The 16,086-nt window shown below is 35.1% G+C and carries 11 protein-coding genes and 1 riboswitch; of the genes, 9 read left to right on the top strand and 2 right to left on the bottom strand.

Annotated elements, in window-relative coordinates:
• The first annotated feature begins 18 nt into the window (after positions 1 to 18).
• The 8 genes from D2K60_RS08135 to tenA all read left to right on the top strand — a co-directional run bounded on the left by D2K60_RS08135 (position 19) and on the right by tenA (position 13,575).
• Complete coding sequence (locus tag D2K60_RS08135; protein WP_117169509.1) at positions 19 to 408, top strand: IDEAL domain-containing protein; 390 nt, start codon at positions 19 to 21, stop codon at positions 406 to 408.
• 149 nt (positions 409 to 557) lie between these two features.
• Positions 558 to 2,438, top strand: coding sequence for a molecular chaperone HtpG (htpG, locus tag D2K60_RS08130; RefSeq protein WP_117169508.1), 1,881 nt, complete (start codon positions 558 to 560; stop codon positions 2,436 to 2,438).
• A gap of 195 nt (positions 2,439 to 2,633) precedes the next feature.
• Positions 2,634 to 5,828, top strand: coding sequence for a DEAD/DEAH box helicase (locus D2K60_RS08125; protein WP_117169507.1), 3,195 nt, complete (start codon positions 2,634 to 2,636; stop codon positions 5,826 to 5,828).
• A 972-nt stretch (positions 5,829 to 6,800) separates the two neighbouring features.
• Complete coding sequence (locus tag D2K60_RS08115) at positions 6,801 to 8,153, top strand: cytochrome ubiquinol oxidase subunit I (RefSeq protein WP_117169505.1); 1,353 nt, start codon at positions 6,801 to 6,803, stop codon at positions 8,151 to 8,153.
• Positions 8,150 to 9,163, top strand: coding sequence for a cytochrome d ubiquinol oxidase subunit II (locus D2K60_RS08110; protein ID WP_117169504.1), 1,014 nt, complete (start codon positions 8,150 to 8,152; stop codon positions 9,161 to 9,163). Before D2K60_RS08115 ends, D2K60_RS08110 begins: the two co-directional genes overlap by 4 nt.
• 39 nt (positions 9,164 to 9,202) lie before the next feature.
• Positions 9,203 to 10,936, top strand: a complete 1,734-nt coding sequence (gene cydD / locus D2K60_RS08105) for a thiol reductant ABC exporter subunit CydD (protein WP_117169503.1) — start codon at positions 9,203 to 9,205, stop codon at positions 10,934 to 10,936.
• Positions 10,933 to 12,651, top strand: coding sequence for a thiol reductant ABC exporter subunit CydC (gene cydC / locus D2K60_RS08100; protein WP_117169502.1), 1,719 nt, complete (start codon positions 10,933 to 10,935; stop codon positions 12,649 to 12,651). Before cydD ends, cydC begins: the two co-directional genes overlap by 4 nt.
• Positions 12,652 to 12,706: 55 nt before the next feature.
• A riboswitch (TPP riboswitch) is annotated at positions 12,707 to 12,815 on the top strand.
• A gap of 85 nt (positions 12,816 to 12,900) precedes the next feature.
• Positions 12,901 to 13,575, top strand: a complete 675-nt coding sequence (gene tenA, locus D2K60_RS08095) for a thiaminase II (RefSeq protein ID WP_117169501.1) — start codon at positions 12,901 to 12,903, stop codon at positions 13,573 to 13,575.
• 194 nt (positions 13,576 to 13,769) lie between these two features.
• Here tenA and D2K60_RS08090 read toward each other — a convergent pair whose 3' ends face one another.
• Entirely contained in the window at positions 13,770 to 14,282 is a 513-nt protein-coding gene (locus D2K60_RS08090; protein WP_117169500.1) for a DUF3231 family protein, read from the bottom strand.
• A gap of 250 nt (positions 14,283 to 14,532) precedes the next feature.
• Between D2K60_RS08090 and D2K60_RS08085 the strand changes: the two genes are divergently transcribed.
• A complete protein-coding gene (locus D2K60_RS08085) occupies positions 14,533 to 14,748 on the top strand; it encodes a spore coat protein (RefSeq protein ID WP_420818823.1) in 216 nt (71 codons plus the stop codon).
• A 78-nt stretch (positions 14,749 to 14,826) separates the two neighbouring features.
• Here D2K60_RS08085 and D2K60_RS08080 read toward each other — a convergent pair whose 3' ends face one another.
• Positions 14,827 to 15,960 (bottom strand): zinc-dependent alcohol dehydrogenase, encoded by a 1,134-nt coding sequence (locus D2K60_RS08080; protein ID WP_117169498.1) that lies wholly within the window; start codon positions 15,958 to 15,960, stop codon positions 14,827 to 14,829.
• Between the last annotated feature and the right edge of the window lie 126 nt (positions 15,961 to 16,086).

Here is a 16,086-nt window from a genome sequence, read left to right as displayed (position 1 = left end):
ATAAGGTGGTGGAAATGCATGGAAACGAATCATACGAATCAAGTTAAAATTGGCGATTGGGTTAGAGCTAAATCGAGTAAAGGTGAGCTAATTCATGGTTTTGTTGAAAAAAATGCATTAGATCACAATATTATTCAATTACGCGTCGTAGCTAGTGATAACAAAATGCTTATGGGTCATAGTATTCAAATCAATAAGATTAAGCTAAATAAATTGGATATGACAGTATCTAAAACAGAGAAACAATTACGTCAATTAATTGACATTGCATTAGAAACAAAAGATGAAGCGTGGTTTCTTGACTTAACAAAGCAACTACATTATGTAGAAAAGACAAAAAAACAAGCTTACATTAAAGCATATGAATCAAAACCAAATTCTACACAAGAAGATTTCCGATCGAATTAAGATAAGCTTAAGACATCCTTTTCCGATGGATTGGATGTCTTTTTTTGCGACTACTTTATTGACAAATTCTCTGTAATATGGTAAATAATTAATGTTAGCACTTGATAGTTAAGACTGCTATTTTTAAAATTTGAAAGGGGTAACGATATATGAGTAAGCAACAATTTGAAGCTGAATCAAAACGACTTTTAGAAATGATGATTAATTCTATTTATTCTAAACGTGAGGTATTTATTAGAGAGTTAATTTCAAACGCAAGTGACGCGATTGATAAAATGTATTATAAAGCACTAACGGACGAATCGATTACATTTAATCAAGATGATTATTACATAAAAGTGGTGACTGATAAAGAGAAACGCCAACTAACAATCACTGATACAGGAATTGGTATGACAAAGGAAGAATTAGAGAATAATCTAGGTGTGATTGCTAAGAGTGGATCTTTAGCATTCAAAAAAGATAACGAAGTGAAAGACGGTCATGATATTATTGGTCAATTTGGTGTTGGTTTCTATGCTGCGTTTATGGTCGCAGATGTTGTTAACGTGTGGACAAAAGCTCTAGGAAGCGATCAAGCATATAAATGGCACTCTGAAGGCGCAGATGGGTATTCAATAGAGCTAGCTGAGAAAGATACTATTGGTACTACCATTACACTAGATATTAAAGAGAGCACAGAAGAAGATGATTTTGAAAGCTTCTTAGATGAAAATGAACTTAAAACGATAATTAAAAAATACTCTGATTTTATCCGTTATCCTATTAAAATGGATGTCACTGAACAAAAACCAAAAGCAGATGATGCAGATGAAACAGAAGAAGTTATTGAAGAAAAAACAGTAAATAGTATGATACCAATCTGGAAAAAGAATAAGAATGAGTTGACAACTGAAGATTATGAGCAGTTCTATGCTGATAAACATTACGGTTTTGATAAGCCACTTCAGCATATTCATGTTAGTGTAGATGGAAATATCCGTTATGAAGCTATCTTGTATATCCCAGAGAACATGCCATATAATTATTACTCTGCTGAATACGAAAAAGGTCTTGAGTTATATTCCAACGGTGTATTAATCATGAGTAAATGTGCTGACTTACTACCAGATTACTTTAGTTTTGTTCAGGGTCTTGTTGATTCAGAAGATTTATCACTTAATATTTCACGTGAGATGCTACAACATGATCGTCAGTTGAAATTAATTGAGAAGAATATTACGAAAAAAATAAAATCGGAATTGCAAAAAATGTTACGCAACGACCGGGAAAAATATGAAAAGTTCTATACTTCATTTGGCCGCCAGTTAAAATATGGTGTATATAGTGACTTTGGCCAAAATAAGGATGTATTACAAGACTTATTATTATTCCATTCTTCTAAAGAGAAGAAACTAGTTACACTAGAAGAATATGTGGAAAGAATGCCAGAAGATCAAACATTTATTTATTATGGATCTGGGCAAACAAATGAGCGAATTGAACGACTGCCACAAACTGAAATGGTTTTAGATAAGGGCTATGAAATTTTATACTTCACTGATGACGTTGATGAATTTGCTATTAAAATGATTATGAATTATCAAGGTAAAGAATTCAAATCTGTATCAAGTGGTGATTTAGGATTTGATTCTGATGATGCTGAAACAAATACAGAAGATGAAACAAAAGCAAATCAAGAACTATTAGATCACATGAAGTCTGTACTATCTGATAAAGTAAAAGATGTTCGTGTATCTAAACGCTTAAAAACACATCCTGTTTGTTTAAGTAATGACGGTGAAATTTCAATTGAGATGGAGAAAATTTTAAGTATGATGCCTGATAACCAAGAAGTGAAGGCTGATAAAATATTAGAAATTAATATTCATCACGATGTGTTTGAATCATTAAAAGAAGCTTTTAATAAAGATAAAGAGAAAGTAGACGTATATACAAACATTTTGTATAACCAAGCATTATTAATTGAAGGACTAGCTGTAGAAGACCCGATTGCTTTTACGAATGATATCTGGAAAGCTTTAGCTTAATCTAAAAACAACCTCTTCCTAAAAAGAAGAGGTTGTTTTTATGTTCTAACTAGGAGCAATGTATTAAAGTGGATCTAGTTTAATATAAAAATGATCTATTTCACTAAATCACGTAAGCCGTTTATACGTTATATACATGTGCCAATGTGATACAATTTCACTAGTGCATTTTTCAACATAGGAGTGACTAAACCATTGAATTTAAAATTAAATCGAAAAATTATAGAAGAAAGATGCGGAGAGCTTTCCTATAAAAGTGGGAATTCTTTTTACCGTGCTAATAAAGTCAAGATTGAAACAAGTACATCAAATGGATGTAAAGCAATTGTTATAGGTAAAGAATCTTTTTATGTTGATATCGAGAAAAAGTCAAACGAGGGTTTTCAATCTTCTTGTAGCTGCCCAAAATTAGCTAGTTATGCTTTTGACTGTCAACATGTAGCAGCCGTTTTAATAGCCATCAAAGAACTACAACATAAGACGAAGGATTCTGACACGTCATCGAAGTTGTCAAATGGGTTGTTAGAGATTTTTAATCAATCAACTTCACGTACTAGTGGACAGCAATTGCATTTTGAGAATAGAAAAGTGATTGATGTAGCATTTATTTGTAAACCGATAAAATTGGATGAAAAAAACTATCTTTTGACAGTGGAAGTGAAATTAAATGAAGAATCCGTTTTAGATATTCGTACATTTTTAACACATCTACAAGAAGGAAGACCTTATAAGATTTCTTCTGGGTTTATATTTGACTTACACGAACACTGTTTTAATCAAGAGACTGACTCAGTTGTCCAATTACTGATACAAATTATGGGAGATGAACGTTTATATCTGGAAGGTTTATCAAGGAAGTCTATTGATAAGGTCGGAAAGCAACAGATGCTCATTCCTGCCTCTATGTGGACGAAACTATTACCATTACTCATAAACGTACCAGAAATTACTATCCACTATAAATCAGCTATTTATCAAGGAATTAAACTTACTGTAGAGCAATTACCCTTAACGTTTGAGTTGACCGAAACAATAGAAGAAGGATATCAATTAACCGTAAGTGGTTTAGAGAATATGGTTGTATTTCTGTCTTATAAAATGATATTTTACGATGGTAAATTCGCAAAATTAAATCAACAACATACGAAGCAATTAGTTGAATTAAAAAGAATGTTAGATGGTTCAAATACGAATGAAATAGGAATTCCAAAACAACAAGTTAATTTTTTTCTAGAAAAGGTTGTGCCGGGATTAAAAGGATTAGGGAAGGTTAATATTACAAAAGAGCTTCAACAGAAAGTTACACCAGTTCCTTTGATTGCTAAACTCTATTTGGATCGTGTTAAAAACCGCTTACTTGCAGGGCTAGAATTTCATTATGAAAATAGCGTGATCAATCCACTAGAAAACAGCGAACCAACCATCCACACCATGTTTATAAGAGATGAAGAAAAAGAAGAACAGATTCTACAAATTATGGAGAATAGTCTATTTGCTACGACGGAAAGTGGATATGTTCTTTATAATGAGGAATTAGAATATGACTTCTTATATTATAAACTTCCAGAACTACAACGATTAGCACACGTGTATACAACAACGGCAATAAGAAATCGAATTGTTACCAGTAATAATTTCCCAAAAATTCGTGTCAAGTTCAAAAGGGAACGTACCAATTGGTTAGAATTTAAGTTCGAAATGGACGGGATACCAGATGATGAAATTCGTGATCTTCTAGAAGCTATAGAGGAAAAACGTAAGTATTATCGTTTGCAAAACGGGGGGTTACTTGCCTTAAATACGAGAGAGTTCGAAGAGATCCATCGTTTCCTTCAAGGTCTACCACCGCAACGAACTGGTGATTTAGTTGATGGTCTAACATTACCAATCGAGAAGTATATGGAGATCCTTGATTCGGTCGAGTCGAGTAATACTTTTTTAGTCGAAGATTCGTTCCGTCATTTTTTAAATACAATTGAAAATCCAGAAAGCAAAACATTTGATGTACCCAAAAACTTAGAACCAATCTTACGGGATTATCAAGTAGAGGGTTTTCAATGGTTAAAAACATTGGCTAACTATGGTTTTGGTGGCATATTAGCGGACGATATGGGATTAGGTAAGACGATACAGAGTATTACTTTTATTTTATCAGAGCTTACATCTATTCGAGAGCACAAGCAGCCCGTACTGATTATTTGTCCATCTTCTGTTACTTATAACTGGTTGAATGAATTAAGCAAATTCGGATCGGAACTGAAGGTTGTTGTAATAGATGGAAATAGAAATAAACGACTAAAACAACTAAAGTTACTAACGGAGATGGATGTGATCATTACGTCTTATCCAATACTACGTCAAGATGTCCAACATTTTGAAAAAAACGTCTTTCACACTGTCTTTTTTGATGAAGCACAAGCATTTAAAAATCCGATTACCCAAACTGCTCGTTCGGTAAAACGAATTCAAGCTAATCATAAGTTTGCTCTAACAGGAACTCCAGTTGAAAATACTATAGAAGAATTATGGGCAATTTTTCATGTAATCTTTCCAGACCTCTTTTTAGGACTAAAAGAATACAGTACACTGTCGAGAAAGACAATAGCAAGAAGAGCACGGCCTTTTTTACTTCGTAGGTTGAAGACTACTGTATTAAAAGAACTACCTAAAAAGACAGAAACACTTGAATCAACTGAATTATTATCTGAACAAAAGAAATTATATGCGGCGTATTTGGCTAAACTAAGGCATGATACATTAAAGCATTTGGATAAAGCAACATTTCGAAAAAATAAAATTCGCATCTTGGCAGGATTAACTAGGCTACGACAGATCTGCTGTCATCCAAGTCTTTTTATTGATGACTATACTGGAACATCAGCTAAATTCGAACAATTATTAACAATGATCGAAGAGATAAAACAGTCAGGCAGAAGGGTGTTAATCTTCTCACAATTTACTAAGATGCTCGATTTAATAGGAAGAGAATTAACAAAAAGGGAACACGCTTTCTTCTACCTTGATGGAAAAACACCTGCGGAAGAACGTTTGAATATCTGTAATCATTTTAATGATGGTGTACGCGATATTTTCCTTATTTCAATGAAAGCGGGTGGACAAGGCCTCAATTTAACAGGCGCTGATACAGTGATTTTTTATGATAGCTGGTGGAACCCTGCTGTTGAAGAACAGGCTGCAGACCGCGCTTATCGATTTGGTCAAACGCGTGATGTACAAGTGATAAAACTTGTCGCAAAAGGAACGATCGAAGAAAAGATGCATGCGCTACAGGATAAAAAAAGGGATCTAATTGGTGAAATAATTGATCCGGAAGAACAAGTAAGTTCGATAATTACAGAACAGGATATTCGTGATATCTTGAAGATTTAGAAGGTTTAATCAACTGATAAATTTTTTGTTAAAAAAGAGGTTTATTTAATGTGTTGGAAGGTAAATTAAGAAGAATGATCTTTTAATGATAACTCAACTTTCTCACTTAAAAAATAAGCGCTAAACGTTGGCTGTTATGAGTTTAGTTTGTGTTCATTATAAAAATTGACACTATTTAAAAATGTTTATTACTGCATACCCATAGACTTTGTCGTAACTGCCATGTTGATTTGCGCTTCAGTCAGTCGCTTTCCGCGGGCAAGTCTTCAGTTAACTTTGAAAAGCAAAACCACTTTCCAAAGTGGATCTTCAGATCTTGCTTTTCCCGCAGGAGTCGACTGCCCTACGCTACAATCAATCAGTATATTGTGAGAAGCTGTTTGTGAGAAGCACAATAAAACTTCTTGACCAGCAGCTAATATATTAATTTTAAACTCTATCCAGCGTATCAAATGAAATTGATGAGATCCTCGAAAATATAAAGCCATTTTCTCGTGCGATGTGTCGCTGTCGAAGCCTTCCTTGTCCAGTAGGAACAGCACGGGCTGAAGATCCATTCGGTAAAGCGGTTTTCTTTACCAAATTAGCTGAAGCCGTGCCTACGGAAAGCGAGTCAATTTCATTTGAGGAGCGGGTATGAACTTTATGCCTCTTACAACATAATTCCTATCATGTGCGTCAGGTCAAACGCACGGATGATTATCAAAGTAGCTTGAAATCAACTTCTATTTTGGATTGTTAGACTTTCTTGTTATACCATGACTTAAGTGCTTGTTTAACAGTGCGAAAGTTGAGTTAAAATAATTGACACGAATTCGTCACAGAATAGTCATTAGCTATTCACAACTTTTCAAACCATTAAGTTTATAATACAAAAGGATAACCATTATTATTTAATAAATGTTAAAATAGTAAACAGAGTATGTGTATTACTTCACTTAAGTATTAATAATGTGCGAGGAGGAAAGATCAATGGAATTTGATACAGTCACCATTAGTAGATTAATCACAGCAATGACCCTGACATTTCATATCATCTTTGCAACATTAGGAGTTGGTGTGCCATTATTTATTTCATTAGCCGAGTTTATTGGAATTAAAAAGAAGGACAAGCATTATGAATTGTTAGCGAAGCGTTGGGCGCGTGGATTTATTATTACCGTTGCAATTGGTGTTGTCACTGGTACAGCTATTGGTTTACAACTATCATTAGTTTGGCCAAACTTCATGCAACTCGCAGGTAATGTAATTGCTTTACCCCTGTTCATGGAAGTTTTCGCATTTTTCTTTGAAGCAATTTTCTTAGGTATCTATTTATATACCTGGAATCGTTTTAAAGGAAAATATACACACTGGTTACTTTCAATACCAGTTGTAATTGGAGCTGGAATGTCTGCAGTTTTCATCACTACTGTAAATTCGTTTATGAATTCACCTGCTGGATTCACAATGGAGAATGGTGAGTTTGCTGCAGTCAATCCACTAGAAGCGATGTTAAACCCATCTTCACCTACTAGAATTGCACATGTTGTAGGAGGATCCTATCTTACTGTTGCTGCTATTTTAGCTACCATTGCGGCTATTGCGTTGTTACGAAATAAAGGTGCTTCTGCGTACCATAAAAAGGCATTAAAATTAACCGTCATATCAATGTTCGTTTTTTCTTTGATAACTGCAGTAGCAGGAGATGCTTCGGCTAAATATTTGGCAAATAATCAACCTGAAAAATTAGCTGCCGCAGAATGGCTTTTTGAAACGGAAGAGAACGCTGATCTGCTCTTATTTGGTTGGCTAAACGAAGATAATGAAATTGTTGGTGCTATTCGAATTCCAGGAGCTTTGAGCTTTTTAGCACATGGCAATTTCATGAGCGAAGTTACAGGATTAGAAGAAACACCAGAAGATGAACGACCACCATTATGGATTCATTATATGTTTGATTTAATGGTTTCGATTGGAATGTTCTTAATAGGGATTTCTTTCCTTTATCTCGTTCTAAGTCGACTTAAAAAATGGAATGCAAATAATAAATTCATGCTCTGGCTTATTGCATTAAGTGGACCATTAGCAATGTTAGCTGTAGAATTCGGTTGGATTTATGCAGAAGAAGGCAGGCAACCATGGATCTTGCGTGGTTATATGCGAGTAGAAGAAGCAGCGACATCGTCACCATATATTCTGCATATGTTCTTTTTGTTTTTAGGCCTATATATTGTTCTAGGAACACTATTTGTAATTACGATGAGAAAATTATTTAAAGACAATCCAGCAGAACTAGAATTAGAAAAACACTACCCTGAAACGGAAAAGGGGGCTGAAAAATGAGTTACGAAATAATTGGAATAACAGTTTTATGGTTATTTTTGTATGGTTACCTAATCATTGCTTCGATCGACTTTGGTGCAGGATTTTTCGCCTTTTATGCAAAAATGACGAAACGAGATCATATTATCAATCAGATAATTTCACGATATTTATCACCCGTTTGGGAAGTTACCAACGTGTTCCTTGTCTTCTTTTTTGTTGGAATAGTAGGGTTTTTCCCATCAACTGCTTATTATTATGGTTCTGCATTACTCGTACCTGCAAGTTTTGCGATCGTACTGTTAGCAATTCGAGGGTCATTTTATGCTTTTGAAAACTATGGATCAAAACAGAGTAACGTATACATGTTTCTTTATGGAGCTACTGGTTTGTTAATTCCAGCATCCTTATCTGTTGCATTAACTATCTCAGAAGGTGGATTCATTACCGAAGAAAATGGTGTAGTTTCACTTAAATATTTGGAGTTGTTCACAAGTCCTTTAGCATGGAGTATTGTTGCATTAGCGATAACAGCACTATTATTTATTAGTGCAAGCTTTTTAACGTATTATGCTTCACGTGCTGATGACCAATCAGCTCTTAAATTGGTACGAAGATGGGCACTATTTTGGGCAACACCTACTATTATAATGGCTTTAACAACAATGATTGCTTTAAGTCAACGTAACGAACGTCATTTTAATAATATGTTAGACCTGTGGTGGATTTTCGGTTTATCGATGGGATTTTTCTTAATAGCAATGGGTCTTTTATATATGGGTAGAAATTATGGATCCGCTTTTATCACGATTATGTTACAATTTTTCTTTGCATTTTTCGGTTATGGTATTGCGCAGTATCCTTATTTACTTGATCCGTTCATTCACATTGAGGATAGCGTGACAAATGAAGCGATGGGTATTGCTTTAATTGTCGCCTTTATTGGCGGATTACTCTTATTAGTACCATCTCTTTTCTTACTCATGCGTTTATTTCTATTTAATGCAGATTATGCGAAAGGGAAAAAATAATCGTGTACGCAAAATTTGTGTTAGGGGACTGAATCGTTCATGCAAAATTTAAAGCAAACCGTATGGATGCATAAAACAAGGATCTTCTTTTTAATTGTGTTAACCATAGCACTTGGACTATCAATAATCATGCAGGCTTTTGCTATGACTACTGTTGTTGATGGGGTCTTTCTTAAGAACCAAACGTTTCATGCAATGATACCATGGTTAATGGTATTGTTACTTGTTCTCTTCACGCGAGCATTAACGGATTATATAAGCAAGCGAATTGGTGTTTCACTAGCAAGTGATGTAAAAGGGACTGTACGGAGAAATTTATTAGAAAAGTATGCAGCCCGTCCAGTCCAACTGGCTGAAAAGGGACAAACAGGTAAAAAGGTTAGTATGTTGTTAGACGGTGTCGATGAAATGGATAGTTTCTACAGTCAGTTTATTCCACAAGTAATGCAAAGTACATTTGTACCATTACTAGTCATGATCGTTATTTTTACACAACATATTAATTCAGGAATCATATTACTTGTGACAGCACCATTTATTCCAATCTTCATGATTGTAATTGGCTTACAAACGCAAAAAAAGTCAGAAGAAAAGCTAGATAAATTAGCTTCTTTTTCTGGCACCTTTTTAGATACGTTACAAGGACTTGTTACATTAAAACTGTTTGGCCAAACAAAACAACAGAAAGATAAAATAGAGAAAAGTAGTCTTGGTTTTCGAGATACCACAATGGATATTTTAAAGGTTGCCTTTACGCAATCGTTTATGCTTGAAGTTATTTCAATGCTGAGTATCGGTATTATTGCTTTAGAACTGGCAATACAGTTAATCATTTATGAAAGTCTTTCGTTTTTCACTGCATTTGTTATCCTAGTTCTCGTACCTGAATTCTTTTCTTCGTTAAAAGAACTCGGCACGACTTTTCATAATGGAAGAAGCAGTATGGGTGCCGCTAAAAAAGTATTAGAAGCGTTCGATGAAGAGGATTATACGATTAAATGGGGAGAAAAGGATATAAGCAAGAAGGACGAACCACCAACGATTCACTTAGATCAGCTTGGGTTTAGTTATCCGGATAGTAAGTTTAATTTGCAGGCTATTGAAGCCACTTTCTTACCAAAGCAAAAGATAGCAATTGTTGGGGCAAGTGGGGCAGGTAAATCCACGCTACTACATTTATTAGCTGGTATGATCACTCCTGAACATGGCGCGATCAAACTTGATCAACAACCGCTTATTGACTTCACTGAGTCTTCATGGCTTGGACAACTTTCTTATATATCACAACAACCGTATATCTTCTCAGGAACAATTGGGGAGAATATCGAAATGGGAACGAATATGGCAGTAACAGAAAAGGATGTTCAACAAGCTGCCCAATTAGCCGGAATTGCGCCGTTAATTGAATCATTAGAAAAACAATATAATACTCCAATTGGAGAAGCTGGTCGAGGGTTATCTAGTGGGGAGAAACAACGCGTGTCTATCGCACGGGCATTTTTGAAAAAGCCTAAAGTTGTTTTACTTGATGAACCTACACGCGGACTTGATTTAACTACTGAAAAAATATTACAGGAATCGATTGAACAGTTGTCAAAAACTGCGACAGTTATAACAGTAGCACATCGATTGCACACGATTAAAACCGCAGATCAAATTCTTTTCTTGGATAAGGGTCAATTACTAGCTGTCGGAACACATGAAACATTATTAGCTACTTTACCTGCTTATAAAGATATGGTGACGATTCAACAAGGGGGAGAAGAAGCATGAGCGCTCTTTTAAAAGTCATTAAACTGATGCTGATTGAGAAAAAAGATATTCTGTTTGCAATTTTATTTGGCTTCATAGCAGGCATTAGTAGCGTCGGACTATTTGCTGCTAGTGGCTATCTTATTTCTAAAGCAGCTTTAATGCCTCCATTTTATGCATTAATTATGCTTACTTCTACCGTTAAATTACTAGGTTTTATTAAAGCTAGTTCTAAATATGGCGAACGTATTTATTCTCACCGGGCTACGTTTACTATCTTAAGCAATTTACGTGTTACTTTCTTTGAAAAGTTAGAACCTCTTGTTCCGCAAATTTTTCATAAGTATAGAAGCGGAGATATACTTGGCCGTGTAGTAGGTGATGTGGAAAGTCTTCAGAACTTCTTTCTACGTGTTTTTTATCCACCGATAGTTTTATTGCTTGTTTTTGTCACAACGATTTTATTTAGCAGCTTTTATTCCATTGAAATTGCGTTAATTTTATTATTGGGTCTTTTGTTAACCGTATTTGTTATTCCTGCAATTTTTTCATTCAGACAATTGAAAATTAAGGATAGCGTTAGACAAGAGCGTGGAGATCTTTCTACGGAAGTTACTGAATTGATGTATGGCTTTCGAGATTTAAAGATATTTCAACAATTGCAAAAGAAACAAGACCAGTTAATAACACAATCAGATAAGTATATTGAAAAGCAAAAACGCGAGAATATTAATAAAGTCTATAGTCAATCATTCAATGGTTTTATAACCTTTATCGTAAGTTGGTTAGTTCTAGCTGTTGGCGCTTATTTAGTTGTAGATGGTACGTTAGAAGGACTTTTTTTAGCGATGCTTGTGATGATCTCTCTAACCGTTTTTGAACCTGCAGCTCCTATGGCTGTTTTCCCGATTTATATGCAAGAAAGCCGGGACGCATCAAGTCGTTTATATAATGTGGTGGAGGATCCGGATATTCAAGTGAACGCAGTAGAGATTATCAGTCATCAGGTTGAAAGCAGGGCACCAGCAATTAAATTTCAAAATATCACCTTCACGTATATGGGAGATTGGCGTACAACCATTCCTTCTCTTAGTTTAGAAATTCCAGCAGGTTCGAAAACAGCAATTGTTGGAGCTAGTGGATCAGGAAAATCAACTTTACTGCAATTGGTTTTAAAGCTACAACAAATTCAGACGGGCACTATTTATTGGAATGATCATGATATTTCAACTGTTTCAGGAAGTGCATTATGGGAAAAAGCAATAGTTGTTTTACAAGAAAATCATTTCTTTTATGGAACAATTCGTGAAAACTTATTGCTTGCTGATGCTGCATTAGATGATTTTATATTAAATGATGCATTAGTAAAGGTGCAACTTGAAGACTTTTCGCTTGATGATCATGTATCAGAAAACGGTGAAAATCTTTCTGGTGGCGAAAAACAACGTCTGGCAATTGCTAGAGCAATCTTAAAACAGGGTCATTTGTGGATTTTAGATGAACCAACGTCATCTCTTGATGCGCAAACAGAACGAATGATTCACAAACAGCTTTTTGAACAAGCGCAAACAGATACGTTACTGTTAGTTAGTCACCGTTTAAATGGTTTAGAAAAAATGGACCAAATTATTGTCATGGATCATGGTGAGATTATTGAATCTGGATCTTATACAGTATTAATGCAAAAGCAAGGTTACTTTTATCAAATGAAAACACTCGAAGAAAGTTTACTTTAATAGCATTGACATTATCTCCCTAGATGTTATTCTATAAACAGAACCAAATAGCACGAAAAACCACTAGAGGAGTCTTTTATAAAGACTGAGATTGAAGTGATACTTCAAGACTCTTAGAACCTGATCTAGTTCAAACTAGCGGAGGGAAGTGGATGGAAATAAAGTCTTTCTTTCGATTACTTTATCATGCCACCACTTTCTTTTAATCAGAGAAGGTGGTTTTTTATGCAGATAAAGGAGGAAGTAACGATGAAATTTTCAGAACGTATTCGAAAGGAAGCAGATCCAGTTTGGCAGGCTAGTTTTAATCACCCTTTTGTTAAGGGGATTGGTGATGGCACATTACCTATAGAGAACTTTCGTTATTATGTCATGCAGGACTCTTATTATTTAGCACAATTCGCCCGTGTTCAGGCACTTGGTGCTGCAAAGGCGGAGGGTTTAGAGACAACAAATAGTATGGCGTCACATGCGCAAGGAACCTATCAAGCAGAATTAGATTTGCATCGTACTTTTTCTAAATTATTAGATATTACGGATGCAGAACAAAAAGCATTTAAACCTGCTCCAACCGCTTACGCTTATAGTTCTCATATGTATCGTGCTGCTTACCAAGGTCATCTCGGTGATGTGATTGCAGCAATATTACCTTGCTACTGGGTTTATTATGAAGTTGGAGAACAGTTAAAGAACAAAACACCAGACGAGCCCATTTATCAAGAATGGATTAAAGCATACGGATCTGATTGGTTCCGCACGTTAGTAGAGGAACAAATTGATAGGTTAGATCAATTAGCTGAAACTGTAACCTCATCTGATCGAGAACGAATGAAAGAACACTTCTTAATTAGCAGTCAATACGAATATTTATTTTGGAACATGGCTTATAAATTAGAAAAATGGCCACTAGAAGAGATGAAATAAGCTGGTATTAAGGCTAAAAGTACTTTACGCAGACAGTAATTGCTTTTTAATATATGGACTTAAGTTATAATTCGGCGGAAGTGATAGAATTGAGACGTAAGGTGAGTTGCTAATCCGCATTTTTTGTATTAAACACCATTCGAATTACAAAGTAGCTAAAATAAAAAAGCACTAGAATTCTAGTGCTTTTTTTGCTATTCTTTATTTGGAATTTTCGCTTGCATTGGAGGGAGTATGATCCATCCTTTGTCTTTATTCAGTCGGAGCGCCTTTGCTCCAGCTTGTGCTTTATTCATATGGAACTGTCCAAATAGCATTGCAATATCTTCGCGTAGAGACTGTCCAATGATTGTACTGCAAGCAATTAATCCTGCTGAAATATTTGCAGAAACAACTGCACTAATCTCTTGATCACTGAACTTCGCACCTGAAGGAATATCTTCAATGTCAGCCAGTGACCGTTCAGGAGGTGAAGGAGGTAAAGCAATCCCATTTATTTTAAGTATCTCTTCAACACTTTCCATTTCTTGCTTCATACCTCGATTTAAATCTTCAAGCAAATTTTTCAGTTCTTTGTCACCAGTATGGTTAATAAATGTTTGATACGCCGCATAGTTACCTTTAGCAGCTGCTAGAAATGACCACAGACTGAAAACTTCACCATAATGAAGTGGTTGTTTCTTTGGATTACCTGATAATACACCCATTTTTAAACACTCCTTTGTTTGTTCTTACACAGATAGTCTTTTCATCAACGTAAAACTTATTCCAAAAACGTCGTAATTTGATGAATTTAATTTGGTATATGAAAGAATATTAGAGTAAAACTATATTCAAAAAGGAAGAGAAAAAATGAAATTAGCTGCACACGAATTACAGAATTAAAGGTGAGAAAGCCCATTCCTTTAGGTGTGGGATGAATCGCTTTTAAATTTGTAAATAAATAAAGTTTGAAAAATACGTTCTTTCCTACAAACAGCCTTTATGATGAGCTGTTCTCATGCATATGAAGCATGGCAATACATGGTTAGCAAAGGTTATTATCCATTAGAACCAGCTGATCTAGCTATCACTACAAAAATCGGTACTATGCATCAGGTAGTACCTGAAGACCAAGAAAAAATTCAAGCAATGATGATGAAATACGAGGGGCAAAACCCGATTGCAGGTTAAAGTGATGGAATGTATCAATAAATAGAACAAAAAAGAACTCTAGTGGGTGCTGTACCCCCTAGAGTTCTTTCTTGTATATTATGGTTTGAGTATAACTTTAATACAATTGTCTTCCTTTTTATTAAATATGTTATAACCATGTGATGCCTCATCTAGAGGTAGACTGTGTGTAATGATCTTTGACGGGTCAATCTCCCCATTTACAATTTGCTTATAAATTGGTTCCATGAAGGACCTTGCATGTGCTTGTCCAGTCTTAATAGTTATATTTCTAGAAAAGAAGGCACCTAAAGGGAATAAATTATAATTACCTCCATACACACCAGTAATTTGATACGTTCCACATTTTTTAACAGCCTTTGTTGCAATCTGGATTGGTCCCATTGTTCCACCTTGCAATTTAAGTTTTTGTTCTACAAATTCTAAAGGTGACTTTTTACCATCCATACCGACACAATCAATCACAACATCAGCACCACCATTTGTTACGTCTTTTAAAACTTCTCCCATATCATCATGTTTCGTAAAGTCAAATATCTCCGTCTTATTTATATTTTTAGAAAACTGCAAGCGGTTGTCAATATAATCTACAGCAATTACCCGTTCCGCACCTTTTTGCCACGCAAATTGCTGTGTCATTAAACCGATAGGACCTGATCCTAAAACAATCACGGTATCACCAGCTTTTACACCTGCATTTTCTACACTCCAGTAAGCTGTAGGTAGCACATCAGAAAGAAACAGTAGTGACTCATCTTCAAGTTCGCAATCATCTGGAATTCGAAAAGGAGTGTAGTTACCAAAAGGTACGCGTAAATATTCAGCTTGTCCTCCTGGATGATTCCCGAATTTTTCCGAATATCCAAAATAGCCACCTGAATCATAGTGTGGATTCGCATTATCACATTGGCTTTCTTGATGTGCATGACAATATTGACACGTTCCACAAGCTACAGTAAAAGGAATAACAACACGGTCACCTTTTTTTAATTTAGTTACTTCAGAACCGACTTCTTCAACAATTCCCATTGGTTCATGTCCGATCACGTAGCCAATGGGTAATGGAAAGTTTCCTTGATACAAGTGCAGATCAGAACCGCAAATTGCCGTAGAAGTAATCCGAACGATAATGTCTTGCTTATCTTGTATTTTTGGATAATCTACCTTTTTAACTGCAATTTGATGTTTTCCTTGATACGTAACAGCTTTCATGAATGTTCACCTCAATGATCAATTTATATCCTTAAGTATGTGTTTTATTATCTAAATCATACGGTTAAAAGAAGGAAGGAAAACAATCAATTTCTAAAATTATACAAGTATATTATTGCGTTAGAT

The sequence above is a fragment of the Paraliobacillus sediminis genome (assembly GCF_003426055.1).
Note: the sequence above shows the minus strand (reverse complement) of the source record. Positions and strands in the feature narration are given on the sequence as shown.

Coding starts and splice junctions, on each gene's coding strand:
- cydD (WP_117169503.1), top strand. CDS start 9,203: ATGCAAAATTTAAAGCAAACCGTATGGATGCATAAAACAAGGATCTTC.
- tenA (WP_117169501.1), top strand. CDS start 12,901: ATGAAATTTTCAGAACGTATTCGAAAGGAAGCAGATCCAGTTTGGCAG.
- D2K60_RS08135 (WP_117169509.1), top strand. CDS start 19: ATGGAAACGAATCATACGAATCAAGTTAAAATTGGCGATTGGGTTAGA.
- htpG (WP_117169508.1), top strand. CDS start 558: ATGAGTAAGCAACAATTTGAAGCTGAATCAAAACGACTTTTAGAAATG.
- D2K60_RS08115 (WP_117169505.1), top strand. CDS start 6,801: ATGGAATTTGATACAGTCACCATTAGTAGATTAATCACAGCAATGACC.
- cydC (WP_117169502.1), top strand. CDS start 10,933: ATGAGCGCTCTTTTAAAAGTCATTAAACTGATGCTGATTGAGAAAAAA.
- D2K60_RS08080 (WP_117169498.1), bottom strand. CDS start 15,960: ATGAAAGCTGTTACGTATCAAGGAAAACATCAAATTGCAGTTAAAAAG.
- D2K60_RS08110 (WP_117169504.1), top strand. CDS start 8,150: ATGAGTTACGAAATAATTGGAATAACAGTTTTATGGTTATTTTTGTAT.
- D2K60_RS08090 (WP_117169500.1), bottom strand. CDS start 14,282: ATGGGTGTATTATCAGGTAATCCAAAGAAACAACCACTTCATTATGGT.